The sequence below is a fragment of the Roseitalea sp. genome (genome assembly GCF_984466335.1).
The window spans coordinates 1-26889 of record NZ_CFIFWG010000014.1 but is presented as its reverse complement, the minus strand read 5'-3'; the positions used below and the strand labels follow the sequence as shown (position 1 = coordinate 26889).

The 26889-nt window shown below is 67.2% G+C and carries 26 protein-coding genes; 16 read left to right on the top strand and 10 right to left on the bottom strand.

The features are described from left to right. Positions 1-128 precede the first annotated feature (128 nt). Positions 129-596, top strand: a complete 468-nt coding sequence (locus tag AC5E6L_RS02635; RefSeq protein WP_491230621.1) for a pilus assembly protein N-terminal domain-containing protein — start codon at positions 129-131, stop codon at positions 594-596. A gap of 60 nt (positions 597-656) precedes the next feature. On the opposite strand, the gene AC5E6L_RS02630 is transcribed toward AC5E6L_RS02635, so the two are convergent. Next, entirely contained in the window at positions 657-1544 is an 888-nt protein-coding gene (locus AC5E6L_RS02630) for a phosphate/phosphite/phosphonate ABC transporter substrate-binding protein (RefSeq protein ID WP_491230620.1), read from the bottom strand. Positions 1545-1717: 173 nt separating this feature from the next. Between AC5E6L_RS02630 and AC5E6L_RS02625 the strand changes: the two genes are divergently transcribed. The 9 genes from AC5E6L_RS02625 (at position 1718) to AC5E6L_RS02585 (ending at position 11590) form a co-directional block, all read left to right on the top strand. Further along, on the top strand, positions 1718-2956 hold the full coding sequence (locus tag AC5E6L_RS02625; protein ID WP_491771094.1) for a phosphopentomutase: 1239 nt from the start codon (positions 1718-1720) through the stop codon (positions 2954-2956). Further along, positions 2949-3842 (top strand): bifunctional DNA-formamidopyrimidine glycosylase/DNA-(apurinic or apyrimidinic site) lyase, encoded by an 894-nt coding sequence (gene mutM, locus AC5E6L_RS02620; protein WP_491771092.1) that lies wholly within the window; start codon positions 2949-2951, stop codon positions 3840-3842. The genes AC5E6L_RS02625 and mutM overlap by 8 nt, the downstream gene beginning before the upstream one ends. Positions 3843-3877: 35 nt before the next feature. Continuing rightward, positions 3878-4651: an enoyl-CoA hydratase gene (locus AC5E6L_RS02615; protein WP_491771090.1), complete on the top strand. Its 774-nt coding sequence runs from the start codon at positions 3878-3880 to the stop codon at positions 4649-4651. Between the two features lie 192 nt (positions 4652-4843). Next, the gene (gene rpsT, locus AC5E6L_RS02610; RefSeq protein WP_491771086.1) at positions 4844-5110 is read left to right on the top strand and encodes a 30S ribosomal protein S20; all 267 of its coding nucleotides are present in this window, start codon (positions 4844-4846) and stop codon (positions 5108-5110) included. A gap of 1054 nt (positions 5111-6164) precedes the next feature. Further along, positions 6165-7667: a chromosomal replication initiator protein DnaA gene (gene dnaA / locus AC5E6L_RS02605; protein ID WP_491771084.1), complete on the top strand. Its 1503-nt coding sequence runs from the start codon at positions 6165-6167 to the stop codon at positions 7665-7667. A gap of 225 nt (positions 7668-7892) precedes the next feature. Next, entirely contained in the window at positions 7893-9011 is a 1119-nt protein-coding gene (gene dnaN / locus AC5E6L_RS02600) for a DNA polymerase III subunit beta (protein WP_491771082.1), read from the top strand. Between the two features lie 40 nt (positions 9012-9051). Further along, entirely contained in the window at positions 9052-10206 is a 1155-nt protein-coding gene (gene recF, locus AC5E6L_RS02595; protein WP_491771080.1) for a DNA replication/repair protein RecF, read from the top strand. Further along, positions 10199-10957 carry a HesA/MoeB/ThiF family protein gene (locus AC5E6L_RS02590; RefSeq protein ID WP_491230565.1) on the top strand — a complete coding sequence of 253 codons (759 nt, stop codon included), beginning with the start codon at positions 10199-10201 and terminating at the stop codon, positions 10955-10957. Before recF ends, AC5E6L_RS02590 begins: the two co-directional genes overlap by 8 nt. A gap of 87 nt (positions 10958-11044) precedes the next feature. Beyond that, on the top strand, positions 11045-11590 hold the full coding sequence (locus tag AC5E6L_RS02585; protein ID WP_491771078.1) for a helix-hairpin-helix domain-containing protein: 546 nt from the start codon (positions 11045-11047) through the stop codon (positions 11588-11590). A gap of 22 nt (positions 11591-11612) precedes the next feature. Here the strand turns inward: AC5E6L_RS02585 and AC5E6L_RS02580 are convergent, their stop codons facing one another. After that, on the bottom strand, positions 11613-12608 hold the full coding sequence (locus AC5E6L_RS02580) for a 2-hydroxyacid dehydrogenase (RefSeq protein ID WP_491771076.1): 996 nt from the start codon (positions 12606-12608) through the stop codon (positions 11613-11615). 240 nt (positions 12609-12848) lie between these two features. Between AC5E6L_RS02580 and AC5E6L_RS02575 the strand changes: the two genes are divergently transcribed. Then, positions 12849-13394 carry an SH3 domain-containing protein gene (locus tag AC5E6L_RS02575; RefSeq protein ID WP_491230987.1) on the top strand — a complete coding sequence of 182 codons (546 nt, stop codon included), beginning with the start codon at positions 12849-12851 and terminating at the stop codon, positions 13392-13394. A 36-nt stretch (positions 13395-13430) separates the two neighbouring features. Here the strand turns inward: AC5E6L_RS02575 and irrA are convergent, their stop codons facing one another. After that, positions 13431-13880, bottom strand: coding sequence for an iron response transcriptional regulator IrrA (irrA, locus tag AC5E6L_RS02570; protein ID WP_491771073.1), 450 nt, complete (start codon positions 13878-13880; stop codon positions 13431-13433). Between the two features lie 218 nt (positions 13881-14098). On the opposite strand from irrA, the gene fabA reads away from it, so the two are divergent. The 4 genes from fabA (at position 14099) to AC5E6L_RS02550 (ending at position 18394) form a co-directional block, all read left to right on the top strand. Continuing rightward, positions 14099-14605, top strand: a complete 507-nt coding sequence (fabA, locus tag AC5E6L_RS02565) for a 3-hydroxyacyl-[acyl-carrier-protein] dehydratase FabA (protein WP_491229787.1) — start codon at positions 14099-14101, stop codon at positions 14603-14605. Between the two features lie 23 nt (positions 14606-14628). Next, positions 14629-15849, top strand: a complete 1221-nt coding sequence (gene fabB / locus AC5E6L_RS02560; protein WP_491771071.1) for a beta-ketoacyl-ACP synthase I — start codon at positions 14629-14631, stop codon at positions 15847-15849. A gap of 49 nt (positions 15850-15898) precedes the next feature. Further along, a complete protein-coding gene (fabI, locus tag AC5E6L_RS02555; RefSeq protein ID WP_491229789.1) occupies positions 15899-16708 on the top strand; it encodes an enoyl-ACP reductase FabI in 810 nt (269 codons plus the stop codon). A 90-nt stretch (positions 16709-16798) separates the two neighbouring features. Then, complete coding sequence (locus tag AC5E6L_RS02550) at positions 16799-18394, top strand: putative bifunctional diguanylate cyclase/phosphodiesterase (protein WP_491229790.1); 1596 nt, start codon at positions 16799-16801, stop codon at positions 18392-18394. Here AC5E6L_RS02550 and AC5E6L_RS02545 read toward each other — a convergent pair. From AC5E6L_RS02545 to rpsO, 3 genes are all read right to left on the bottom strand, one after another. Further along, positions 18328-19425 carry a class I SAM-dependent methyltransferase gene (locus tag AC5E6L_RS02545; RefSeq protein ID WP_491771068.1) on the bottom strand — a complete coding sequence of 366 codons (1098 nt, stop codon included), beginning with the start codon at positions 19423-19425 and terminating at the stop codon, positions 18328-18330. The two genes, AC5E6L_RS02550 and AC5E6L_RS02545, sit on opposite strands and share 67 nt — an antisense overlap. Positions 19426-19491: 66 nt before the next feature. Beyond that, positions 19492-21630 carry a polyribonucleotide nucleotidyltransferase gene (pnp, locus tag AC5E6L_RS02540; protein ID WP_491771066.1) on the bottom strand — a complete coding sequence of 713 codons (2139 nt, stop codon included), beginning with the start codon at positions 21628-21630 and terminating at the stop codon, positions 19492-19494. Between the two features lie 277 nt (positions 21631-21907). Continuing rightward, positions 21908-22177: a 30S ribosomal protein S15 gene (rpsO, locus tag AC5E6L_RS02535; protein ID WP_491771097.1), complete on the bottom strand. Its 270-nt coding sequence runs from the start codon at positions 22175-22177 to the stop codon at positions 21908-21910. 140 nt (positions 22178-22317) lie between these two features. Here rpsO and AC5E6L_RS02530 point away from each other — a divergent pair, with 140 nt between their 5' ends. Beyond that, on the top strand, positions 22318-23466 hold the full coding sequence (locus AC5E6L_RS02530) for an NAD(P)/FAD-dependent oxidoreductase (RefSeq protein WP_491771064.1): 1149 nt from the start codon (positions 22318-22320) through the stop codon (positions 23464-23466). Here AC5E6L_RS02530 and AC5E6L_RS02525 read toward each other — a convergent pair. The 4 genes from AC5E6L_RS02525 to rbfA all read right to left on the bottom strand — a co-directional run bounded on the left by AC5E6L_RS02525 (position 23437) and on the right by rbfA (position 26805). Continuing rightward, positions 23437-23940 (bottom strand): GNAT family N-acetyltransferase, encoded by a 504-nt coding sequence (locus tag AC5E6L_RS02525; RefSeq protein ID WP_491771062.1) that lies wholly within the window; start codon positions 23938-23940, stop codon positions 23437-23439. The two genes, AC5E6L_RS02530 and AC5E6L_RS02525, sit on opposite strands and share 30 nt — an antisense overlap. 4 nt (positions 23941-23944) lie before the next feature. Further along, positions 23945-25375, bottom strand: coding sequence for an aldehyde dehydrogenase family protein (locus AC5E6L_RS02520; RefSeq protein WP_491771060.1), 1431 nt, complete (start codon positions 25373-25375; stop codon positions 23945-23947). A gap of 102 nt (positions 25376-25477) precedes the next feature. Beyond that, positions 25478-26416 (bottom strand): tRNA pseudouridine(55) synthase TruB, encoded by a 939-nt coding sequence (gene truB / locus AC5E6L_RS02515; RefSeq protein WP_491230894.1) that lies wholly within the window; start codon positions 26414-26416, stop codon positions 25478-25480. After that, positions 26416-26805: a 30S ribosome-binding factor RbfA gene (gene rbfA / locus AC5E6L_RS02510; protein WP_491230893.1), complete on the bottom strand. Its 390-nt coding sequence runs from the start codon at positions 26803-26805 to the stop codon at positions 26416-26418. Before rbfA ends, truB begins: the two co-directional genes overlap by 1 nt. Positions 26806-26889 lie beyond the last annotated feature (84 nt).

Genomic DNA, 26889 nt, shown 5'->3' with positions numbered 1-26889 from the left:
GTGGTCAATGCACCGTTAAAAACGCCAAAAGCGAGGGCACGGAACGCGCGGGGGCCTTGCCATGGTTAATGCTTCGTTCATGATTGTCGCCCAGTATATTTGCGGAAACACACGTCCGGAGTCCGCCCATGGCGCTGCGTCTCGCCGCCCTTGCCGCCCTGTCCCTGTCGGCCATCGCGCTGGCTCCCGCGCCCGCCGCCGAGCGGCAGACCACGGCGGCAATCGAGGTCGTCCTCAATCAGGCCCGCGTTCTGAAGATGTCGCAACCGGCATCCACGGTGATCATCGGCAACCCCGCCGTCGCCGATGCGACCGTGCACGACGCCAACACGATCGTTTTGACCGGACAGGCATTCGGGCGGACCAACATCGTCGTGCTCGACCAGGGCGGAACGCCGATCTTCGACGAGCAGATCGCGGTCACGCGCGACCAGTTCTCGACCGTGCGCATCTATCGCCGCTCGATCGTCGAGACGCTGTCGTGCGATCCCTATTGCGAATGGGCCTACCAGACGCCGGCCGAGATCGAATCCACCCGCGAGCGCGCGCGCGTGAACGCGATGTTCGGGGACGATGCCGACGCGGACCTGTTCTGACGGGACGCGCCGGAGGGCATAGCGGCATGCGGGCGCGCCGGCGCCCGACGATGCGGCGCCTCAGCGCGGCGCGGCGAGCGCTCTGACAAGACGCATCGCCAGCGCATAGTCCGAATGGTCGACCGGCGCGAAACCGCCGCCCAGCGAGGGCGAGACCGCATCATAGGCATCGGGCGACACCGCATCGAGCGCAACGAGCATGTCGCGCAGGGCCGTGCGCACCTGCGCGGGCACACCGTCGCGCACCGCATGCGGTCCGAACGGGATGTGACCGGATCGCCAGACGATCGCGCCGCGCGCCGGCGCGCCGGCGGTCATCGCCGCGCCCAGGCCACCGCCAAGGGTCACCGACGCATCGGCGACGCCATAATCCCAGGCGAAGAACCCGGCCAGTTCGCCGGCGAGAAAGGCCGCGCGCGCCGCCTCGAAGCTGGACTGCAAGACAAGGTCGAAGCCCGCCTCGTGCAGCGGAACGCCATCGAGGACGAACGCGATCCGGGGGGCCAGGTCGCCGGTCAGGGAGCCTTCCGGACCGTAGCCGACCGGCCCCGGACCCAGGTCCTCGGCGCGGTCGCGCGCAGCGTCGACGACCAGAACCGATCGCACGCCGGTCGCGCCGCCCACGCTGCGTGGCGCGGCAAGCGGCACCAGGCAGGCGCACATCTCCTGCGCGGCCGCATAGCCCAGGCTCGACAGCACGGCATAGTCGACGCGGCCGCCGGTCTGCGCGTCGATCAGGGCCGGCGCGCTGGGCAGCACCAGCAGCTCGACGGGCATGTCGATCGCCGCGCCGACCGCGGCGCGGAAGGGCTCGTAGCGCTCCGGCGAGACGGCGCCGTCGCCGCGCTCGACCAGCCCGATGCGGAAGGCGCCGGTTTCCGTGCGCCAGTCGGCGCGCGCGGCCTGCGGCGCAACGACGATCGCGGCAAGCAGAGCAAGACCGACCATGCGCATCCGGCGCCCCTTTCTCGCCCGACCGTGCGGGCGCGTGCCATCACCGGGCGATCATCGGCCTCATGGACCTCGACCGCCGCCATGCTTATATGGCGGGTCGGCCGCGAACGAAAACACCGACAGGGATTTTGCCGGGGCCGGCGGCGCAACGGGACCAGGTAAGGCAGATGGCGCGTGCATTCCTCGCGGTGCTCGACTCGGTTGGCATTGGCGGGGCGCCCGATGCCGGCGCGTTCGGCGACGAGGGTGCCAACACGGTCGGCCATATCGTCGAGGCGGCGGCGGCGGGCAGGGCCGACAATGCCGGCCGCAGCGGCCCGCTGCGCGTGCCGAACCTGGCCGCGCTCGGCCTTTTCAACGCCGTCGAGCTCGCCTCCGGTCACGATGGGGCCGGCGCCCTCAAGCCGGCGGCCGTCGAGGGGCTCTGGGGCGCCGCCCAGGAAATATCGCGCGGCAAGGACACGCCGTCGGGCCATTGGGAGATCGCCGGCGTGCCGGTCCTGTTCGACTGGGGCTATTTTCCGCAGCAGGTGCCGGCCTTTCCGGCCGAACTGCTCAGCGCGATCGGCGAGCGGGCGGCGCTTGGCGGGTCGCTGGGCAATAGGCACGCCTCGGGCACCGAGATCATCGCCGAACTGGGCGAAGAGCATGTGCGGACCGGAAAGCCGATCTTCTACACCTCGGCCGATTCGGTCTTCCAGATCGCCGCGCACGAAGACCGGTTCGGCCTGGACCGGCTTTATGCGCTGTGCGAGACGGTGCGCGATCTGGTCGACCCGCTCAACATCGGACGTGTGATCGCCAGGCCCTTCGTCGGCGAGGACGCGGCGCGCTTCCGGCGCACCGGCAACCGCCGCGACTATTCGGTGCCGCCGCCCGCGCCGACCCTGCTGGACCGCGCCGTCGCCGCCGGGCGCCGGGTCGTCGCGGTCGGCAAGATCGGCGACATCTTCGCCCATCGGGGCGTCAGCGAGGTGCGCAAGGCGTCCGGCAACGCCGCGATCGGCAAGGCCATGCTGGCGGCGATGGACGAGGCCGGCGAGGGCGACCTCGTCTTCGCCAATTTCGTCGATTTCGACATGCTCTACGGCCACCGCCGCGACGTTGCAGGCTATGCGGCGGCGCTTGAGGCGTTCGACCGCTATCTGCCGGAGGTCAAGGCCAGGATGCGGCCGGGCGATCTGCTGGTGATCACGGCCGACCATGGGTGCGATCCGACCTGGGCGGGCACGGACCATACGCGCGAGCGCGTGCCGATCCTGGGCTGGGGGCCCGGCCTGCCGCCCGGCGCGGTCGGCATTCGCACAACCTTCGCCGACATCGGCGAAAGCGTCGCCGACCATCTGGGCCTGCCGCCAGACCCCGACGGGGCATCGTTCCTGGGCGGACGGAACGGCCATGCCTGAACTTCCCGAGGTTGAGACGGTTCGGCGCGGCCTTGCGCCGGCCATGGAAGGCGCGCGGCTCGACCGGCTGGAACTGCGCCGTCCCGACCTGCGGTTTGCGCTGCCCGCGGGCCTGCGCGAGGCGCTGGAAGGCCGCATGGTGACGGCCATCGGCCGCCGCGCCAAATATCTGACCATGCATTTCGACGATGGCGCGGTCCTGATCAGCCATCTGGGCATGTCGGGCTCCTGGCGCATCGAACAGGAGGACGGCGACACGGCGCCGGGCGCATTCCACCATGCCCGCTCCAAGGATGCGGCGCACGACCATCTGGTCCTGCATCTGGCCGGCGCGGACGGCGCGGCGCGCGCCGTCATCTACAACGACCCGCGCCGGTTCGGCTTCGTCGATCTCGACCGGATCGAAACGCTGGCCGAGAACCGGTTCCTGCGCGCGCTGGGGCTGGAGCCGACGGGCAACGCCCTCGACGGCGCGCAGCTGGCGCTGCGCCTGGCGGGCAGGCGCACCAGCCTCAAGGCGGCCCTGCTCGACCAGCGCCTGATCGCCGGGCTGGGCAACATCTATGCCTGCGAGGCGCTCTGGCGGGCGCGCCTGTCGCCACGGCGCGCGGCGGGCACGATCGTTGCGCGCACCGGCCGGCCGACGCCGCGCTGCGAGGCGCTGGCCGACGCGATCAGGGCCGTGATCGCCGATGCGATCGAGGCGGGCGGATCGTCCTTGCGCGACCACGCCCGCGCCGACGGATCGCTCGGCTACTTCCAGCACAGTTTCGCCGTCTACGGACGGGCGGGCGAGCCGTGCCGCCACAGGGGTTGCCGAGCCGCCATCGGGCGGATCGCGCAGGCCGGGCGGTCGACATTCCACTGCCCCTCGTGCCAGAGATAGCCCGACCGCAAGGAGCAAGCCACGGAGCCCGGCGCATGGCCTACGACACGATCAACGTCGAAAAGCGCGGCAAGGCCGCGCTGATCACGCTCAACCGGCCCAAGGCGCTCAACGCTCTGAACGCCAGGCTGCTGGGCGAGTTGACCGACGCGCTCGACGCCCTGCGCGACGACGCCAAGATCGGCGCGGCGGTCATCACCGGCTCGCAAAAGGCGTTCGCCGCCGGTGCCGACGTCAAGGAAATGCAGGCGTTCGAGTTCGCCGGCGCCTATCTGCGCGACGCGCTCGGCGATTGGGAGCGCGTGGCGCAATTTCCCAAGCCGATGATCGCCGCCGTCAGCGGCTTTGCGCTCGGCGGCGGGTGCGAATTGGCCTGCATGTGCGACTTCATCATCGCCGGCCAGAGCGCCCGGTTCGGGCAGCCCGAAATCACGCTGGGCATCCTGCCGGGCATGGGCGGCACGCAGCGTCTTGCGCGCTCCATCGGCAAGGCCAAGACCATGGATCTGTGCCTGACGGGCCGGCACATGGATGCCCAGGAGGCCGAGCGGTGCGGTCTGGTGGCGCGCATCGTGCCCGACACCGAACTGATCGAGGAAGCGATCAGCGCGGCCCAGAAGATCGCCGCCTTCTCCCAGGCCAGTTCCATGATGACCAAGGAGGCGATCAACCGCGCCTTCGAGACCAGCCTCGCCGAGGGGCTGCGGTTCGAACGGCGGCTGTTTCATGCAGCCTTCGCGCTCGACGACCAGAGCGAGGGCATGTCCGCCTTCATCGAGAAACGAACACCGGGCTTCCGCAACCGATAGGCCGTATCGACATTTGGGCTTCGGGCGTGGCGATTTCGGTCCGGCGGCGTTGACTGCCGGGGCTTTTGCGACTATAGGGTCGCCACCTTGGCGGCGCGTTGGCCGCCATTGTCGTTCATGGGCTTGGGGACCGGTCCTTCCGATGATCCCGCGCCCCTGCTCCGGTCCCCGGATCAAACAAGAGAGGCACGCATGGCCAATACCAGGTCTGCCAAGAAGGCAACGCGCAAGATCGCCGCGCGCACGAGCGTCAACATGGCGCGCCGTTCGCGCGTGCGCACCTATGTGCGCAAGGTGGAAGAAGCCATCGCGGCGGGCGACAAGGCGGCAGCGGATGCGGCTCTCAAGGCGGCACAGCCCGAACTTATGCGTGCAGCGACCAGGGGCGTCATGCACAAGAACACCGCAGCGCGGAAGGTCTCGCGGCTGGCACGGCGGGTCAGCGCGATCGGCCGCTGAACCGTTCGCCGGCTCAGAACATGGAGGAACCCGGCTCAGGCCGGGTTTTTTGTTGCCCGGCTAATCGTTGATTTCACATTTGATGACAACGATTTAGCGGCTCCTTGCCGCGCGGGCGGGCATGGCCGCGGCCTCACACGCCTTGGCACCGATCTGCATACTCTCTAATTTTTTCAATCTTATCAAGATCTTAGAGACATATCCACCGCGCACGGTCGCGATCACGCCGACCCTTGCGAGTCAACCGATTTTTTTTGGGTTTTTTCATCTGGCGGACGATTTTCGAGCGCCGAAGAGAATCTGTGGAATCCCAAACGCTTATCTTTTCATGACCGGAATCGAGCACTTTTTGTTCTGCGATTCGGGTCCGCGCAAGCGTAAAAATACATTTAACGGGCCTTGTCTGCGGGGCTCGGATAGGGCTACTTTCAGGCCACTGAACGGGCATACGCTCCTACATCGGAAAGCCGACCGAATTGGCGATTACGGCCAATGGTTGCAGGGCCTTGTGTGTGCGTTTGACTCGTTCGCCCTGGGGCAGGGTTAAATCAGACGTTGAGATCGAAGGTCACGAAGTGTCGGGATTTCGCGGTTCCGGCAACGGGCGCGGTTTGCCTGCGCGCGGGCACGAAAGGAGGTGGCGGTGCGGCGCCGTGCGGCATGGAGCCGACCGGACGCAGCACACGAAGCACACCACGAAACACACACGGACGATCACCACCGGCACATGGTTTGTGTTTGGCGCCGGCCGCCAGGGCAATATGGATGACAAGATGGCGGGACGGTGGCGTTCAGGCAGAAGGCCAAGGCAAACGGGACCAGGCAAGCGGGACCAGGTAAGCAAGCCAAGGCAAGCAGGACAAAGCGGTTCGGCGCGCTGCCCGACCGTTGCAGAACAGGAGGCGAGAACATCACCATGCGAGGGGAAGTCGAAAGGGCTGCGCGCCCAACGACGCAGCCGGCAAGAACAGGTCTCTTGGCCGCGCGGGCGGCCACACCCGAGATGCGCCGGCCCGGCAAACGGCATCAGGCGGCAATCGGAGGGGGCGAGACATTGGACAGCAAGAAAACCGAAGATGACGGCACCGACAGCGCGCCCGAGGCCCGACAGGCAGCCAGGGGCGCCAGGACGTTCAACAAGGTTTGCCAACAGCTGCGCGCGAAACTGGGGGGCGAGGTCTATCAAAGCTGGTTCAAGCGCCTCGAAATGGAGGAGGCGGGCGGTCCCGTCGTTCAGCTCTCGGTTCCGACGCCGTTCCTGCGCAACTGGATCAACAACCATTATCTCGACACCATCTTGGCGCTCTGGCAGGCCGAGGATGCGGACGTGCTGAAGGTTGATGTGATCGTGCGAAGCGCGGCGCGCGGTGCCTCGGCCGCCTCTGCGCGCGCCGGCAAGGTGGCCGACGCCGCCAAGGCAAGCGCGCAGCGCGCCAAGGCCAATGCGCTTGCCAAGACCGATCGGGCGCAGGCCGGCGGGCGCGGACGCGAGGATGCAGGCAAGGACGGCGACGTGCTGGGCTCGCCCGTCGACAGCCGCTACACGTTCCACAATTTCGTCGAAGGCCCCTCGAACCGCGTCTGCCTTGCCGCCGCGCGCGCAGCGGTCGAGAAGGGGGCCAACGCCGTCCGCTTCAACCCTTTGTTCTTCCATTCCAATGTCGGGCTGGGCAAGACCCATCTGCTGCAAGCGGTCGCCAATGCCGCAAAGGACAAGGACCCCTCCAAGCGCGTCGTCTATCTGACCGCGGAATATTTCATGTGGCGCTTTGCGAGCGCCATCCGCGATCACAGCGCGCTGCGCCTCAAGGAAACGCTGCACGAGATCGACCTTCTGATCATCGACGACATGCAGTTCCTTCAGGGCGAGAAGATCCAGTCCGAGTTCTGCCACCTGATCAACACGCTGCTCGACAGCGCGCGGCAGGTGGTGGTGGCCGCCGACCGGCCGCCGTCCGAACTCGAATCGCTCGACCCGCGCGTGCGCTCGCGCCTGCAGGGCGGCGTCGCCCTGGAAATCCAGGCGCCCGATTTCGACATGCGCCTGGCCATGCTCACGCGCCGGCTCGCGGATGCGCGCCGGGACGACACCTCGCTCGATATCTCGGACGAGGTGCTGACCCATGTCGCGCGCACGGTCACATCGAGCTTCCGGGAATTGGAAGGCGCGTTCAACCAGCTCGTCTTCCGCCACTCCTTCGAGCCGGACATCGCCCTTGACCGGGTCGACGACATTCTGGGCCATCTGGTACGGCCGGACGACGACAGGAAGATCCGCATCGAGGACATACAGAAGACGGTCGCCAACCATTACAATGTCGCACGCTCGGAACTGCTGTCGAACAGGCGCACCCGGTCGGTGGTCCGTCCCAGGCAGATCGCCATGTTCCTGTCCAAGACGATGACACCGCGCTCCCTGCCCGAGATCGGCCGCCGGTTCGGGGGCAAGGATCACACGACCGTCCTGCACGCGGTGCGCAAGGTCGAGCAGCTCGTCAAGGACGATCCGAAACTGGCCAAGGAAATCGAACTGCTGCGCCGCCTGATCCGCGAATAGGGCACACCGCGCAAGCAGCCTTCGTTTTTCCCCAATCAATGCGGCGGCCGGCGTGCGCGCGCCGGTCGTCCGTCTTGCTTTTCGGTGGTCTTGCGGCCACATTCGCGATCCTGGGGGACGGGCGATCGCGGCGGCCGGACAGAGCGCGCCGCGTCCGTTCCCGCCACCGCCATGTCCGCCGCCCCGGTGGACAGTTCGAACGCAAAAGCCGGATTCCGTCAGACCATGCGCGTGACCCTTGAGCGAGCCAACCTTCTGAAATCCCTCAATCATGTGCATCGCGTGGTGGAGCGCCGCAACACCATCCCGATCCTGTCAAACGTACTTCTGAAGGCCGACGGCGCAAGCCTTGCCATGACCGCCACCGATCTCGACCTCGAAATCAACGAGGCCGTGGCGGCCCATGTCGAGCAGGCCGGGGCCACCACGGTGCCGGCCCATCTTCTGTACGACATCGTGCGCAAGCTGCCGGACGGTTCGGAGGTGATGCTGTCGACCGAGCCCGAAGGCGCCACCATGACGGTCGTCACCGGCCGGTCGCAGTTCACGCTGCAATGCCTGCCCGAATCCGATTTTCCCCAGCTCGCCGCCGGCGAGTTCGCGCACACGTTCCGCCTTGAGAGCGAGACGCTGCGCCGCCTGATCGAAGCCACGCAGTTCGCCATCTCGACCGAGGAGACGCGCTACTATCTCAACGGCATCTATCTGCACACGGCGGAGCGCGACGGCGACATCGCCCTGCGCGCGGTGGCGACCGACGGCCACCGGCTGGCCCGCGCCGAGACCAAGGCGCCGGACGGCGCCGAGAGCATTTCCGGCGCCATCGTGCCGCGCAAGACGGTCGGCGAGGTGCAGAAGCTGGTCGACGATCCGGACGTGTCCGTTCAGATAGAACTCTCCGACAGCAAGGTCCGGCTGACCATCGGTTCGGTGGTGCTCACCTCGAAGCTGATCGACGGCACCTTTCCCGACTATGAGCGCGTGAGTCCGACCGGCAACGACAAGGACATGGTGATCGACCGCAAGGTCTTCACCGAGGCCGTCGACCGGGTGTCGACCGTTTCGTCCGAACGCGGCCGGGCGGTCAAGCTGGCGATCGCCGACGGGCAACTGACGCTGGCGGTCAACAATCCCGATTCCGGCTCGGCGACCGAGGAACTGCCGGCGGGCTATGACGCCGATGCGCTGGAGATCGGTTTCAACGCGCGCTATCTGCTCGACATCGCCAGCCAGTTGACCAGCAGCGACGTCAAGTTCTCCTTCGCCGACGCCGGCGCGCCGACGCTGATCGAGGACCCCGAGGACAAGAACGCGCTCTATGTGCTCATGCCCATGCGCGTGTGAGCGCCCGCCGGCGGGCGCCGGCGGATGGCGGTGACCGGCCATGGCGACGCAGGTCCGCCTTGCATCGATCGCGCTCACGGACTTCCGGAACTATGCGCGCATGGCTGTCGATCTCGACGGGCGCCACCTCGTGCTGACCGGCCCCAACGGGGCGGGCAAGACCAACCTGATCGAGGCGGTGTCGCTGCTGTCGCCGGGACGCGGCCTCAGGCGCGCTCAACTGGCCGACATGGCCCGCAAGGGCGCAGATGACGGCTTTTCGGTGTTCGCCCGGCTTGACCGCGACGGCGAAAGGTTCGCTGTCGGCACCGGCACGGCGGGGGCACCGGGCGCCGAGAACGGCGCGCGCGGGCGGCGCGTGCGCATCGATGGCACCAATGCGCGCACGGGCGACGAACTTTTGGATCTGGCGCGCGTGCTGTGGCTGACGCCGGCCATGGACGGCCTCTTCACCGGCCCCGCCGCGGATCGGCGGCGCTTCGTCGACCGCATGGTTCTGGCGATCGACCCTGGCCATGGCCGGCGCGCGCGGGACTATGAGCAGGCGATGCGGCAGCGCAACCGGCTGCTCGAAACGGGCAACGGCCCGCAGGCCGATGCGATGTTCGATGCGATCGAGGCGCAATTGGCGGCCCTTGGCACCGCGATCATCGCCGCGCGCCAGGAGCTGGTCACGCTCCTGTCCGACCTGATCGCCGCGACCGGTGCGGACGACGCCTTTCCGCGCGCCCAGATCGCGCTGTCGGGCGCGATGGAGGCCGAGCGCGCGCGCGGCATGCCCGCCGGCGAGCTGGAGGCGGCGCTGGCCTGCACGCTGGCCGCCGACCGGCATCGGGACCGGGCGACCGGTCGCACGCTGACCGGCCCGCACCGCGCCGACCTGAGCGTCCATCACGCGCAAAAGGGGATCGGGGCGGGCCTATGCTCGACCGGCGAGCAGAAGGCGCTGCTGACCGGCCTGGTGCTCGCCCATGCCCGCCTTGCGACGCAGGTCAGCGCCATGACGCCGCTGCTCCTGCTCGACGAGATCGCCGCTCATCTCGATCCGCGCCGCCGCGCCGCCCTGTTCGACAAGGTGCACGGGCTGGGCGGCCAGGCGTTCATGACCGGGACCGACCGGTCGCTGTTTGACGCGCTGGGCGAGCGCGCCCAGTATCTGCGCGTCGAAGACGGGGCGGTCGCCGCCGATGACTGAGAGCAGGACCCTCGGGCCCGACGAGATCGAGCGCTATGCGCGCCATATCGTGCTGCCGGAGATCGGCGGGCGCGGACAGCAGGCCCTTGCCGGCGGCCGTGTCGCGGTGATCGGCGCAGGCGGGCTCGGCTCGCCCGTTCTGACATACCTGGCGGCCGCCGGGGTCGGCCGCCTCACCGTGATCGACCATGACACGGTGTCCCTGTCCAACCTTCAGCGGCAGACGCTGCATACGACAGGGGCCATCGGCGCGCCGAAGACCGACAGCGCCGCCGCGCGGCTTGCCGCGCTCAACCCGCACATATCCGTGCACCGCCGGCCCGAACGCCTGGCGCCCGACAATGCCGACGCATGGCTGGGCGGACATGACGTGATCGTCGACGGGTCGGACAATTTCGACACGCGATATCTCGCCGCCGACACCGCCGAACGGCTGGCCGTGCCGCTCGTTTCCGGCGCGATCCAGCGGTTCGACGGATCGGTGACGGTGTTCGCCCCGCACCTGACCGACGCGAAGGGGGAAAACCGGCCGCGCTATCGCGACCTGTTCCCCGCGCCACCGCCGGGTGCCATGCCCAGTTGCGCCGAGGCCGGCGTTCTGGGCGCGCTGGCGGGCGTGATCGGCTCCATGATGGCGGCCGAGGCCGTCAAGCTCTTGACGGGCGCCGGCGAGCCGCTGTTCGGCCGGCTCGTTCTTTACGATGCGCTGTCGGCGCGGTTTCGGACGCTGGGGTATCGAAGGCGCGCTTGACGGCCAGGGTCCCGCACGCAATTAAGAGCCGGGACGGGCGCTGGCGGCTGGTCATTGCGCCGACAATGCCGAAAAAGGATAGGACCCATGTATCTGTTCTTCATGATTTGCCTGACCGTTCTTGCGATTGCGATCGCGGTCTGGATCTATCTTTATCTGTCGCGAAAGGCGCTGGATGGGTCTTTGCGGGACGACAATGAAGCGGCGGGCAAACCCTTGGTGCGCGCACCGCAGCCCCGGACGAGCGCGAAACCCGCCGAAAGCCACCCCTTGCCGTCGCCCGCCGCGCCAGCGGCCGCATCCGGCGCCGCCCCGGACGAGCCGGCCTCCGCCGACGGGGGGAAAGAGGCCGGGACGGCGGCGGACGAAAGCGCATCCGACGACAATGGCGCGGCCGCCGGGCCCGTGGCCGGAAGCACGCTCTTCACCGCGCCGGCCGGCACGAAGGACGAGTTGACCAAGATTACCGGCATGGGGCCGGTCGCCGAGCGCCGCCTCAACGAGCAGGGCATTACGACGTTCGCGCAGATCGCCGCGCTGACCGACGACGACATCCGGCGCATCGATGAACGCATGCCGTTCAGCCAGAAGCGGGTGCGCGAGTGGCGGACACAGGCCAGGAAGCTTTCATAACAGAACGCTCTGGAGACCGTCCCTATACCATCGAGGGCAGCACGCGGTCCGGCGGGCGGTCTCCGCTCGCCACCATGCGGATGTTGATGATCACCTTCTCGCCCATCTCGATGCGGCTTTCGACCGTCGCCGAACTCATATGCGGCAGCAGTACGACGCGGCCCTGCTCGGCAAGCCGGCACAGGCGCGCATCGACCTTGGGCTCGTGCTCGAACACGTCGAGCCCGGCGCCGGCGAGCCGCCCATCCTCCAGAAGGCGTATCATGGCGTCCTCGTCGATGATCTCGCCGCGAGCGGTGTTGACCAGAAACGCGGTCGGCCGGAGCAGTTGGAGCCGGCGCGCCGACAGCAGGTGGAACGTCGCCGGCGTGTAAGGACAGTTGACCGACACGATGTCCATATGGGCGAGCATCTGGTCGAGGCTTTCCCAGTAGGTCGCGCCCAGCTCCGCCTCCACCGCCGGGGCGGCCCGGTTGCGGTTGTGATAGTGGATGGCAAGCCCGAACGCCCTGGCCCGCCGGGCGACGGCGATCCCGATCCGCCCCATGCCGACGATCCCGAGCCGCTTGCCGTGAATGCGGTGGCCGAGCATCCAGGTCGGCGACCAGCCATCCCACCGATCCTCGCCCAGAAGATAGCCGGCGCCTTCGACGATGCGGCGCGGCGCGGCAAGGATCAGCGCCAGCGTCATGTCGGCGGTGTCCTCGGTCAGCACGTTGGGCGTGTTTGTGACGTAAAGGCCGCGCGCGTGCGCCGCGGCAATGTCGATATTGTCGACGCCATTGCCGAAATTGGCGATCAGTTCGAGGCGCGATCCCGCGCCGGCGATCAACGAGGCGTCGATCCGATCCGTGACGGTCGGTACCAGCACGTCGGCCTCGGCCATGGCCTTTGCCAGATCATCGCGGCAGAAGGGCCGGTCGTCTGCGTTGAGGCGGACATCGAACAGTTCGCGCATGCGCGCCTCGACCCGGTCCGGCAGACGACGCGTGACCACGACGAGCGGCTTTTTGTCCAAGGCAGGCACCCTTCTTCCGCATCGAGCCCGACCCGCTCGGAACCGGCGGCGCCGGATCGTCCGGCAAGGCCGCTGCTTCATGGCTTGTTAACCAAGGGATGCGACGTTCAAGGCCGAACAGGCAGACGCGCACTGTGTAGCAAGCGCGCCCGCCGGTGCAAAGGGGTCTTGGCGCCGCCGGCGCATGGCAAGCGCCGACGCAGGCTCGACGGTCCGGCCCCGCAGGAAGATGGTGAGAACATGCGTTGGGTTGTGCTTGTCGCGCTGGCCTTGATTGCCGCGGCGCCCGGCGAGGCAGCGCTGGCACAGACGTCCAGTTCGATCACGCGCGGACCCAGCGGGCTGCCCCTGCCCCGCTTCGTCTCGCTGAAGGCAGAGCGGGTGAATATGCGCGTCGGTCCGGGCAAGCAGTATGCGGTTGCCTGGCGCTATATGAGGTCGGGCCTGCCGCTCGAAGTCATCCAGGAATACGACAATTGGCGCCGCGTCCGCGATTCGGCGGGCGATACGGGCTGGATCCACGGCTCGCTCCTGTCGGGCACCCGAACCGTGATCGCAACGCCGTGGCGCAACGCGCGCGATGCCCGCAACGTGATCACCCTTTACCGCGAGCCGCGCGCGGGCGCGGACGCGGTCGCGATGCTGCAACCGGGGGTCATCGGCAGGGTGACGCGATGCGACGGCGCCTGGTGCGAACTGGACGTGCTTCACGGCGACCGGACATTGCGCGGATTCACGGCGCAGGCCGACCTATGGGGTGCTTATCCGGACGAAATCATCGAGTGAGACGGCCGATGCCGCGGCCGACACGGACGCAATACGTCAGCCGCGCTCGCGCTTTCTGATCGGCCGCAGGCGGATCACCACATCCACATTGGTGATTTCCATCCCCTCGGGCGGAGCCGGAAGGTTGTTCACGGTCACGCAGCCCTCGGGCACGTCCATCACCTCGGCGGTGTCCTCGAAGAAGAAATGATGGTGATCGGACGTGTTGGTGTCGAAATAGGTGCGCTGGCCCTCGACCGCCAGGATGCGCAGCAGACCGGCGTCGGTAAACTGGTGCAGCGTGTTGTAGACCGTGGCCAGCGAGACCGGGATGCCCGCCTCGACGGCCTGCCGGTGCAGATCCTCGGCCGCGATGTGCCGGTCCCGGTCGTCGAAAAGCATGGCGGCCAGCGCCACGCGCTGCCGCGTCGGTCGCAATCCTGCGGCCTGGAGAAGGTCACGGGTTTCGTGTTTTTCCGTCTCAGAGCCTTGATGCCGCACGATCATCAATCCCACATATTCCCCCCGACGGCCCGGTTTCGCTGTCGCCGCCGGTCGATCCTGTATATGCGCAACGGCACGCTTTCGCAATAGGAGCAAGCGTTGCGGGACTTGCGGCGGCTTGGCCGGACGCGTAGGGAGCCCTTCAAGCACGCCCGAGGGCGCCGGTGTCGGATCGGGCCGGCGTCCCGACAGGAACGAGCGATCGGAGATCTCCCCAAGGCATGGCCGACCAGAAATCAAGCTACACCCGCGAGGACATTCTCGCCTGCGCCCGCGGCGACCTGTTCGGCCCCGGCAACGCGCAGCTGCCGGCACCGCCCATGCTGATGTTCGACCGGATCACCCATGTTTCGGAAACGGGCGGCGCGCATGACAAGGGCCACATCCGCGCCGCGTTCGACATCAGGCCGGATCTGTGGTTCTTCGGGTGCCACTTCATCGGCGATCCGGTGATGCCCGGATGCCTGGGGCTCGATGCGCTGTGGCAGTTGACGGGTTTTTATCTGGGCTGGCTGGGCGAGCCGGGCAAGGGGCGGGCGATCTCGACGGGGGAGGTCAAGTTCACCGGCATGGTGACGCCGGAAAACCGGCTCGTCGAATATGGCGTCGACTTCAAGCGCGTGCGTCGCGGACGGCTGGTGCTCGGCATGGCGGACGGATGGGTCAAGGCCGACGGCGAGACCATCTATCAGGCCGGCGACCTGCGCGTCGGCCTGTTCAAGTCCTGACGCACGAGAAACGGGAGCCGAATATGAAACGCGTCGTCATCACCGGCATGGGGATCGTCTCGTCCATCGGCAACGATACGGACGAGGTTCTGACCTCCCTGCGCGAGGCCCGTTCGGGCATAAGCCACGCGGCCGACTATGCGAAGCTGGGGTTCAGGTGCCACGTCCATGGCGAGCCGGCCCTCGACCCCTTCGAGGTGCTGGACCGGCGCGAGGCGCGCTTTCTGGCGCGCGGCTCGGCGTGGAACCATCTGGCCATGCGCCAGGCGATCGCCGACGCGGCGCTCGGCGACGATCTGGTCTCCAACGAACGCACCGGCATCATCATGGGCTCGGGCGGCCCGTCGACCCGGACGATCTTCGAGGCGGCGCTTCTGACCCAGACCAACACGTCGCCGAAACGGATCGGGCCGTTCGCCGTGCCCAAGGCCATGTCGTCGACCGCCTCGGCGACACTGGCCACGCCCTACAGGATTCTCGGCGTCAACTATTCGATCTCCTCGGCCTGCGCGACATCGAACCATTGCATCGGCAACGCCTACGAACTGATCCAGCTCGGCAAGCAGGATGTGATCTTTGCCGGCGGCAGCGAGGACCTGGACTGGACCATGTCCAACCTGTTCGACGCCATGGGCGCCATGTCGACCAAGCACAATGACAGGCCGGAGCGCGCATCGCGCGCCTACGACGCCTCGCGCGACGGCTTCGTCATTGCCGGTGGCGCCGGCGTCCTGGTCCTTGAGGAGCGTGAGCACGCGATCGCGCGCGGCGCCAGGATATATGCCGAGATCGTCGGCTACGGCGCCACCTCGGACGGCTACGACATGGTCGCGCCCTCCGGCGAAGGGGCGGCGCGCTGCATGAAGATGGCGCTTGCGACGACCGAGGGCGCGGTGACCTACATCAACACCCACGGCACGTCGACGCCGGTCGGCGACGAACGCGAGATCGAGGCGATCCGCACCGTGTTCGGCGAACGTGTGCCGCACATCTCCTCGACCAAGTCGCTTACCGGCCATTCGCTGGGCGCCACGGGCGTGCAGGAGGCGATCTACACGCTCTTGATGATGAACAACGGCTTTATCTGCGAGAGCGCGCACATCGACGAACTCGATCCGAAGTTCGAGGACGTGCCGATCGCGCGCGCCCGCATCGACGATGTCGCCTTCGACATCGCGATCTCCAATTCGTTCGGATTTGGCGGCACCAACGCGACGCTGGCCTTCCAGCGCCGCGAACAATGACACGCGCCGGAAAGCCAGACCGCCGGCGGGCACAGGGCGGGAGACAGCCATGACGGCATTGATGGCCGGAAAGCGCGGCCTGATCATGGGCGTCGCCAACGATCATTCCATCGCCTGGGGCATCGCGCGGACGCTTTCGGCCCATGGCGCGGAACTGGCCTTCACCTATCAGGGCGAGGCACTGGGCAAGCGCGTCAAGCCGCTCGCCGCCCGTGTGAACTCGTCGCTCGTCATGCCCTGCGACGTCGAGGACACCGGCACGGTCGCGGCCGTGTTCGACACGCTGCGCAACGAATGGGGCGCGCTGGACTTCATCGTCCATGCGATCGGCTTTACCGACCGCTCCCAGCTCAAGGGCCGCTATGTCGACGTCACGACGCGCGAGAACTTCGTGCGGACGATGGTTATCTCGGCGTATTCGTTCACGGAAGTGGCGCAGCAGGCGATGGGTCTTCTCAATCCAGGCGCATCGCTGCTGACGCTGACCTATGGCGGCTCGACCCGCGTGATGCCCAATTATAATGTGATGGGCGTGACCAAGGCGGCGCTCGAAGCGAGCGTGCGCTACATGGCCGCCGATTTCGGCGCTGACGGCATCCGCGTCAATGCCCTTTCGGCGGGCCCGGTCAGAACACTCGCCGGCGCCGGCGTGTCCGACGCCCGACTGATGTACAACTTCCAGCAGAAGAACGCGCCGCTCGCCCGCCCCGTCAATCTCGACGATATCGGCGGCGCCGGCCTTTACCTTCTGTCCGCGCTTTCAAGCGGCGTGACGGGTGAAATCCACTATGTCGACAGCGGCTACAACATCGTCTCCATGCCGCGGCCGGACGAGTTGCGTCGCACCGACGAGCGGTAGCCAAAAGCGTCGCGCGCCAGATGGGCGGGCCGCCCCGCATTTCATCCCTTCTTAGGGATTTGGTGCCACGTTCGCAGGGACGAGGGTCCCATGAAGCGCAAGACCGTACCCAGACGAAACCGGATAGTCCGCGCGGCCACGCTCTTCTCAAGCGGGATAGGCGCCGCGATGCTGGCGCTGTGGGCCATGGACATGGCCGGCATGACACCGGGCAGCTATCAGGAGGCGGCCACCTTCGGCGCCATCGTGCTCGGGCTGGCCTCGCTGGCCGGAGCAGGCAGCGCGCACGCCTATTTCGCCGGCGGCGACGATACCAGCCAGGCCTATGAGGCGATCCTCAACACCGATCCGGTCACCTCGCTCCTGTCGCGCCAGGGCCTTGGCAATGCGCTGGACGCCTATCTCGGCAAGGCCGGCATGCCCAGCCGCATGAACCGCCGCTTCCTGATCAGCCTGGATTTCGACACGCTGCGCGATTTCAACGAAGCTTACGGCGTCGATACCGGCGACTCGCTTCTGCGCGTGTTCGGCGAGCGCTTGCGCCGGGTGGTCGGCGAGGGGGGGCTTATCGCACGCACCAGCGGAGGCGAGTTCACCGTCGTGGTCGGCGTCAATCACGACGATCGCGAGTTGCGGGCGGCCGTCGATGCGCTCCTGGGCGTTCTTTCCCTGCCGGTTCGGATCGGCAAATCGCCCCACTCGGTCTACTGGAACGCCGGTGTCGCCGAGCTGCACCAGACCAAGCTGTCGCTGGAACGTATCCTGCGCCATGCGAATCTGGCGCGGTCGACCTCGCGCGCGGCGGGCCGGGGCACCTGGTCGATCTACCATCCCGAGATGAGCCAGATCGCGGCCTATCGCCACTGGATCGAGGCGGAACTGCACGGCGCGCTGCTGCGCGACGAGCTGACGCTGCACTATCAGCCCAAGGTGCTGGCGGCGACCGGCGAAACGCTCGGCTACGAGGCACTGCTACGCTGGAGCCACCACCAGAAAGGCTCGATCCCGCCATCGGAGTTCATTCCGGTCGCCGAGCAGTGCGGTTTGATCCAGCAGATCGGCAATTTCGTTCTGCGCAAGGCGTGCGAGGACCTGGCGCAACTGCCCGAGCACATAACCTTATCCGTCAACGTTTCGCCGGCCCAGTTCAACCGCGACGGCTTCGTCGCCAACCTTGGGCGCTTGCTCGCCGAAACCGAAACCCGTCCGGACCGGCTTGAGATCGAGGTCACAGAGACGCTTCTCATTCGCGACCTTGCCGAGGTGCGCAGCGCCATCAACAGCCTGCGCCAGATCGGCATCTCGCTTGCGATCGACGACTTCGGGACGGGCTATTCGAACCTTTCGACGCTCAGCGAACTGCAGTTCAACACGCTCAAGATCGACAAGTCGTTCGTCGACCGGCTCAGGGAAAGCGACCCGTCGGCCAGCGCCATGGTGGCCTCGATCGTCGGCATGGCGCATTCGATCAATGCGGAGGTCGTCGCCGAGGGCGTCGAGACCCGGGAACAGATGGTGCTGCTCAAGGCGGCCGGCTGCACCGTGATGCAGGGCTATCTGTTCGGCAAGCCAATGCCGCTGCCGGCGATCAAGGGCCGCACGGGCGAGGTCCGGCCGCCCTACGAAGCCGAAGAAACGCCGCCGTCGCGCCCGCTCGAAGACCGGCCGCTCGCCGCAGCCTTATAGAGAGGCTCCCTCGCACCGGCGCGCGGGCGTGCCGCCTCAATCACCTTGAAGCCGGCGCCTTGCGCCACCTGCCGCGCGACCGCGAACATGCCGGCGAGCGTGCGTTCGTATGGCAGGTGCCGGTTGGCGACGACAAGAAGCCGGCCATCGGGGCCGAGCGCGCGGGCGGCCGCCGCGATGAAGCGCTGCCCCAACCGGGGGTCGCCCGTCCGTCCCGCATGGAAGGGCGGGTTCGTGACGACCCAGTCGAACGGACCGGGCAACGGTTCGCAAGCGATATCCAGCCAATGACCATTGACGGCGACCTCGCCGGCAAGCGCGGCCAGATTGCCCATCGCCGCATCGAGCGCGGGCCGATGGGCCTCGACCAGGGCCAGGGAGCCCGGTCTTCCTTTCCTGAGGACCTGCGCGGACAGGTAGCCCCAGCCGGCGCCGAGATCGGCGACATCGCCCGCGATCGTCTCGTCGATGCAATCGGCAAGAAGCGCCGAGCCGGCATCAATCCGGTCGGCCGAGAACATGCCCGGCGCGGCGAACAGGCCGGGCGCGGGCTCGGTCCGGGGCAGCGCGACATCGCCGAACGGCCGGGCGTCGGCCCCGAACCAGAAGGCGAGAGCGCGATGCTTGGCAAGCGAGCCGTCGAGCGCGATGCGGCCCGCGCTCCATTTGCGGGCGCTTGCCGCGCCGAGCGCCTTGTCGCCGACGACCAGCACCGGCGCCCCAAGCCGGGCAAGGCGCGCAGCGCGCGCGACCCGCACCTCGTTGAGACGCCGATGCTTGCCCAGAAGGACCATCACGCCGTCGAAACGGCCGGCGGGCGCATCGGCCAGCGAGGGCACGACGGTCAGGCCGGCGCGGCGCAGATCGAGGAAATCGGGGCGCATCGGCTGTTCGCAGACCAGCGACGCACCGGCGAACGCCTGCGTGAGATCGGGGTGCGCACGGGCGTTCAGATATGCCCAGTCGCCCTCCGGGAGCGACAATGCACCGGTTTCAAAGGGGACAAGGAGGGTCTTTGTCGCCCCGTCCATGGGCTGGTCCCTCGATAGGAAAACGCGGGGAACACAGCCCCCGCGCCGCCTCGGGCAAGGCCGGCGTCAGCCGTCGGCCTCTTCCTTCTTCCTGCGTTCGATCTCCTTGCCGGTCTCCTGGTCGACGACCTTCATCGACAGGCGCACCTTGCCGCGCTCGTCAAAGCCCATCAGCTTGACATAGACCTTATCGCCTTCCTTGACGACATCGGTGGTCTTGCCGACGCGCTCGGGCGCGAGCTGGGAGATGTGGACGAGGCCGTCCTTGGGGCCGAAGAAGTTGACGAAGGCGCCGAAGTCGGCGGTCTTGACGACCGTGCCCTGATAGATCTCGCCCACTTCCGGTTCGGCGACGATGGTGTGGATCCAGTGCTTGGCCGCTTCGATCTCCTTGCCCGAGGACGAGGCGATCTTGATCGTGCCGTCGTCCTCGATGTTGATCTTGGCGCCGGTCTTCTCGACGATCTCGCGGATCACCTTGCCGCCCGAGCCGATCACGTCGCGGATCTTGTCGACCGGGATGTTCATCACCTCGATGCGCGGGGCGAACTCGCCCAGTTCCGCGCGGCTCTCGGACAGGGCGTTGGCCATCTCGCCCAGAATATGGGCGCGGCCGTCCTTGGCCTGCGACAGGGCGACCTTCATGATCTGCTCGGTGATGCCGGCGATCTTGATGTCCATCTGCAACGAGGTGATGCCGGCGGCAGTGCCCGCCACCTTGAAGTCCATGTCGCCCAGATGGTCCTCGTCGCCCAGAATGTCGGACAGGACCGCGAAGTCCTCGCCTTCCAGGATCAGGCCCATGGCGATGCCGGCGACGGGCGCCTTGATCGGCACACCCGCATCCATCAGCGCCAGCGAGGTGCCACAGACGGTCGCCATCGAGGACGAGCCGTTGGACTCGGTGATCTCGGAGACCACGCGCAGCGTGTAGGGGAAGTCCTCGCCCTCGGGCAGCACCGGGTGCACGGCGCGCCAGGCGAGCTTGCCGTGGCCGATCTCGCGGCGGCCGGGCGAGCCCATGCGCCCCGCCTCGCCGACCGAATAGGGCGGGAAGTTGTAGTGCAGCAGGAAGTTTTCCTTGTAGGTGCCGGTCAGCGCGTCGACGAACTGCTCGTCCTCGCCGGTGCCGAGCGTTGCGACCACCATCGCCTGCGTCTCGCCGCGCGTGAAGACGGCCGAGCCGTGCGTGCGCGGGAAGACGCCCACTTCCGAGACGATCGGGCGCACGGTCTCAAGATCGCGCCCGTCGATGCGCTTTTTGGTCTTCAGGATGTTGCCGCGCACCACCGTGGCCTGCAACGCCTTGAACACCGACTTGATCTGCTCGGGGTTCCAGGCCGGGTTCTCGGCGCCCTCGGGGTGGAGCGTCTCGAACACCTTCCTCATCGCCGCATCGACCGCCGCGTAGCGCGCGCCCTTGTCGGTGATCGAATAGGCCGCGGCCAGTTCGTCCGAGATCAGCCCGCCCATGGTGGCTTCGAGTTCGGAAAGATCCTCTGGCGCAAAATCGCGCGGTTCCTTGGCGGCGACTTCGGCCAGCTTGATGATCGCGTTGATGACCGGCTGGAAGGCGGTCTGGCCGAACATGACGGCGCCGAGCATGGTTTCCTCGTCCAGCTCCCCGGCCTCGGATTCGACCATGAGCACGGCGTCTGAAGTACCGGCGACCACCAAGTCGAGCACGGTCTCGTCCATCTCGTCAATGTGCGGGTTGAGCACATATTCACCGTTGATGTAGCCGACGCGCGCCGCCCCGATCGGCCCCATGAAGGGCACGCCGGAAAGGGTCAGCGCGGCCGACGCGCCGATCATGGCGACGATGTCGGGATCGTTTTCCAGATCGTGCTGCAACACGGTGAGCACGACCTGGGTCTCGTTCTTGTAACCCGGCGCAAAGAGCGGGCGGATGGGCCGGTCGATCAGCCGCGAGGTCAGCGTTTCCTTCTCCGAGGGCCGGCCCTCGCGCTTGAAGAAACCGCCCGGAATCTTGCCGGCCGCGAACGTCTTTTCCTGATAGTTGACGGTCAGCGGAAAGAAGTCGCGCCCCTCGCGCGCGGTCTTTTCGGAGACGACGGTGGCGAGCACGACGGTCTCGCCATAGGTGGCCAGAACCGCGCCGTCGGCCTGGCGGGCGATCTTGCCGGTTTCGAGCGTGAGCGGACGACCGCCCCACTCCAGTTCCACTTTGTGGTGATCGAACATGTCTTGTCCTTTGTATGCGGCACGCCGCCGGCTTTCGGCCAGCGCGCCATGGGTCAGTTCTCGAACCGAGCCCGGGCAAGACGACGGGATGCTTGTCGGGCGCGCGCTGCGCGCGCCGGTCAGCCAAGCAGCCGGCAATCCTGCCCCGCGGCTCCAACTCGGTTTGGTGGCCGGCGCGCTGCCCGTTTCGGCATGCGCGCCGGCCGGTCCAGGCGTTCGTCCCCCGCCTGAATGGGAAAGGGCGCGCGCCGGCCGGCGCGCGCCATATCATATAAGGTCAGCGGCGGATGCCCAACGCCTTGATCAGGGTCCGGTAGCGTGCCTCTTCCTTGCCCTTGATATAGTCGAGCAGCTTGCGGCGCTGGGACACCATCTTCAAAAGACCGCGACGGGAGTGGTTGTCCTTCTTGTGGCCCTTGAAGTGCTCGGTCAGATTGTTGATCCGCTCGGTGAGCACGGCGACCTGAACCTCGGGCGAACCGGTGTCGCCGGCCTTGGTCGCGAACTTCTGAATCAATTCGGCCTTGCGCTCGGCTGTGATCGACATCGGGTTTCCTTTCTTGACTTTGAGGATTAAGACGCCCAGTGCCGGGATGTCGTCCAGCGAGGGTCGCGCGCCGGCCGCCAACGCGGCCACGCTGGCGCGGGCTATAGAGGAAAACCGCTCACTTGGCTAGAGCCTTTCATATGGCCTCTCGGCAAGGGTTGAGGCCCCTCTGGTCGCGGTGTCATCCGATGGTCATCAACCCCATTGAAAGCGGTGCGATGGATATGCCCAACATCTCCCGTCACCCCGCCATCATCGTCATCGGCGCCGGCATTGTCGGCGCCATGACCGCCTATCACCTCGCCCGCGTCGGCGCCCGCGTTCACGTGATCGAAGCTGCGCCGGCCGCCGCACCCGGCGTCACAGGACGCTCGTTCGGTTGGATCAACACGCTCAATGCCGATCCGAGCGAGGACCGGGACGTTCACGCGCTGAGGCGCGGCGCCATCGTGCGGTTTGAAGCGCTCGACGCGGCATTGGGCGGGCGATTGCTGGGCGCCAAACGCGGCGCGGTCATCTGGGACCGGGATCCGGCAGACACCGAAGCGCTGATTGCCGGCAACAGCGCGTTTGGTTTACGGATTGAGGCGATCGATCGAAGCCGGATCGCGACGCTCGTTCCCGCCCTGCGCGAGCCACCGGCGCTTGCCGCCTGGGCGCCGGATCATCGCATGCTGCATCCCGAGCGCGCGGCACGGCTCCTGCTGGATGCCGCCCACGCCAAAGGCGCAGCCGTGTCCTTCAATTGCTCGGTTCGATCAATCCTCACCGAAAAGGGCCATGTGGCCGGCGTTGACGCCAACGGCGAAACGCTAAGGGCCGACACCGTGGTCGTGGCGGCGGGCCTACAATCGCAAACGCTGCTTGCGCCCCTAGGCATCGAGACGGGACTTTATACATCGCCCGCCGTTCTGACCTGTTTTTCAGCCTCCAACGCCTCGCGCCTGAACCACATCGTTCAAGGTCCAAATCTGGAGGTTCGGGCGCTGGATGCAAAGGCACTGATCGTCGCGGCTGGCCCGCCCGAGGACGATAATCTCGCCGGGCTCGCAGAGCGACAATTGCAAGCCTTGAACCGAACGATGACCGGGTTCGATGATGCCATGCTCTTGTCCATCGGTGTTGGCCAGCGGCCAAGGACACGCGATGGCGCTCTGTTGGCCGGACCGATCGGCGACATTGACGGGCTCCATGTCGCCGCCGGCCATCCGGGCGTTATTCTGGCGCCAGCGATGGCCCAAACAGTGACTGAGCACATTTTAGACAGAGCCGGCTCGATCGACGCCTGACGCAGACTTTCCCTTCAATGCACGGGTCATGAAATAGGAATGCGGGTCCGGGCCATAATCGCCGAACGGACCACCCTCCTCGAACCCGAAACGACGGTAAAGTTCCTGGGCGGCGCGGAAATGTTCGGTGATGCCGGTTTCGAGGCTGAGCCGCGTCATGCCGCGTGTCCTGGCCTCCTGCATCAAATGGGCAACGAGCGCGCGGCCGATGCCATGGCCGCGCCTTTCGGCGACCGTATGGGCCGACTTGATCTCGCCATGGCCGCCGCCCAGATCCTTGAGCGCGATGCAGCCGACGAGATCGTCTCCATCCCAGGCCGACCAGAAGCTGATCTCCGGCACGCGCAGCGCATCGAGGTCGAGCGCATGGACGCTGCCGGCCGGCGTGACGGCACGCATATGGTCCATGTGCCGCGCCAGGAGCGCGGCGATCTCGGGCCCGCGCAGATCGTCCGGCCTGATCCGGGGTTTCATGGCGTCAGTATCGCTGACTGAGCACCTTCACCTCGGTGAAATCCTCAAGCCCCCAGGTGCCGCCCTCGCGGCCATTGCCGGACTGCTTGTAGCCGCCGAACGGATGGCCCGCTGAAAGCCCGGCGCCATTGACCCGCACCATGCCGGCTCGCAACCGCCGGCCGACGCGATCGCCCTTGTCCTTGTCCGTCGTCCAAAGATAGGCCGCAAGGCCGTAAGGCGTGTCGTTGGCGATTTCGATGGCTTCGTCCTCGTCGCCCGAAAAGGGGATCATCGCCAGCACCGGGCCGAAAATTTCCTCGCGGGCGATCGTCATGGTGTTGTCGACATCGGCGAAGACGGTCGGGCGGACGTACCAGCCGCGGTTGAAGCCTTCCGGACGACCGGCGCCGCCGGCGACGAGCCGGGCGCCCTCGGCGATGCCGGCCTCGATAAGCCCCTGCACCTTGTCGAACTGGGCGGCCGAGGACAGCGGGCCGATATGGTCGCCCTTTTCGCGCGGATTGCCCACCTTGGTTGTTTCGGCCGCATTCCTGGCGAGCGCCACCGCTTCCTCGTAGACATCCTTTTCGACGATCATGCGCGAGGGCGCGTTGCAGGACTGGCCGGTGTTTTCCATCATGTGGGCAACACCCAGCCTGACCGCCTTTTCAAGGTCGGCGTCGGCGAAGACGATGTTGGGCGACTTGCCGCCCAACTCCAGCGTCACGCGCTTGATCGAGGCGGCCGCGCCGCGCATCACAGCGCCGCCGGCGCGCGTGGAACCGGTGAAGCTCATCATGTCGATGCCCGGATGGTTCGACATGGCCTCGCCCACCGTCGCGCCATCGCCGTTGACGAGGTTGAACACGCCCTTGGGGAAACCCGCCTCGTCCATCAGTTCGGCCCAGACCATGGCCGACAGCGGCGCGATCTCGGATGGTTTGAGCACGCAGGCGCAGCCCGCCGCCAGCGCCGGAACGACCTTCAGCGCGATCTGGTTGACCGGCCAGTTCCAGGGCGTGATCAGACCGACCACTCCGATCGGCTCGCGCACGATGGTCTCGCGCGCCGAAAAAGGTTCCTCCCATGCGAACTTGTCCATCGCATCCAGAAAGCCCTTCAAATGCCACGGCCCGCAGCCGGCCTGTTCGCCGGTGGCGAAATCGATCGGCGCGCCCATCTCAAGCGAGATCGCCGCGCCCAGATCGGCGATGCGCGTGTCCATGAGGGCGCCCAGCCTTTCCAGAAGCGCGCGGCGCTCGGCAAGGGGCGTTGTCGCCCAGTCGGGAAAGGCGGCGCGGGCGGCGGCAACGGCCCTGTCCACGTCTGTGGCCGATCCGAGCGAAATGACGGCGCACACATCCTCGCTCGCCGGATCATGGACGCCGAAATCGTTGGGGGTTGCCGGATCGACCCACCGGCCGTCGATATAGAACTGACGCTTGTCAAGCATTGGCGCGCTCCCGCACATTGGCTGTTCGTGGACTGTTCGTGTCGAAGGTGGCGCGGCGCCCGAAGGTTTGCAATCGCCGGGCGCGGAAATCTTGTCACCGTTTCAAAGCTTGAAGACGCGCCTTGGCCGGAAGGCGCCTTGCGCGACCTCGCCGATCGCCAGCAGGCGGTCCCTATGGAAGGCGCAGACCTCGTCCTCGGCCACCGGCGCGTCGCGGCCACGGATCAGGGCGGGGTTGCCCAGCCGGATGCGGGCGGCCTGCTCGTCGCCCAGATCGATGCGCGGAAACCCGTCCATGGCTTCGCCCGTGTCGAGCAGGAACGCGTCCAGCGCGGCGTGACGGGCCTCGGCGTCCCCGCCGGCGGCACCGGCGGCCGCGTCCAGCGCGGCGAGCGTCACCGCGTCCTTGTCGCCAAATGGCTCGACCATCGTGCGGCGCAGCGCGGCCACATGGCCGAAACAGCCAAGATCGCGGCCCATGTCGCGGGCGAGCGCGCGCACATAGGTGCCCTTGCCGCACTCGATGTCGAAGACGGTCGTATCGCCGTGGTGGGCGGCGATGGCCAGCGTGTCGATCTCGACGGCGCGCGGCGCGATCGCCGCGCTCTCGCCCTGGCGGGCCAGCGCATAGGCCCGCTCACCGTCGACCTTTATGGCCGAATATTGCGGCGGCGTCTGCTCGATCACGCCGACATAGGCGGGCAGCAGCGCCTCGACGGCCTCGCGCCCGGGCAGCGCGCCGGATCGCGCGATGACCTCGCCTTCCAGATCGTCGGTCGATGTCTGTGCGCCCCAGCTTACGGTGAACCGGTAGACCTTGGTGCCCTCCATGACATAGGGAACGGTCTTGGTCGCCTCGCCCAGCGCGATCGGCAGGATGCCCGTGGCCAGCGGATCGAGCGTGCCCGCGTGGCCGGCCTTTTGCGCGCCGTAGAGCCATTTGACCTTCGAGACGGCCTGGGTGGAGCCCAGTTCCGCCGGCTTGTCGAGCACCAGCCAGCCGGAAACGGGACGGCCCTTCTTCTTGCGCTGGCGCGGCACTATTCGCCGTCCCTGTCCAGATCGCGGGCGACATGGGGCGATTTGAGCAGGGAGTCGACCGTCTGGAAATTGTCGAAGCTGGTGTCGGCGCGGAAGCGGAACTCGGGCATGAACTTCATCTGGCCGAGTTCGCGCGACAGCCGGCCGCGAATGAACCTGGCGTTGCGGGCCAGCGCCTTGACGAGCGGCGCCATGTCGTCGCGGCCGAAAGCCGTCACATAGGCGGTGGCGATCTTCAGGTCCGGCGACATGCGCACCTCGGTGACCGAGAGCACCGCGCCGTCGAGATCGGGGTCGGCGACCTCGCCGCGCTGCAAAAGCTCGGTCAGCGCGTGGCGCACATGCTCGCCGACGCGCAACTGGCGCTGGGAAGGTTCTTTCGATTTCAACGGCTATTTCCGTTCACTTCGCTAGAGCGGTTTGTCTTTGGCTGGCATCGTCTGAGCGCCGGGATTTTGTGATCTGGCAAGGCG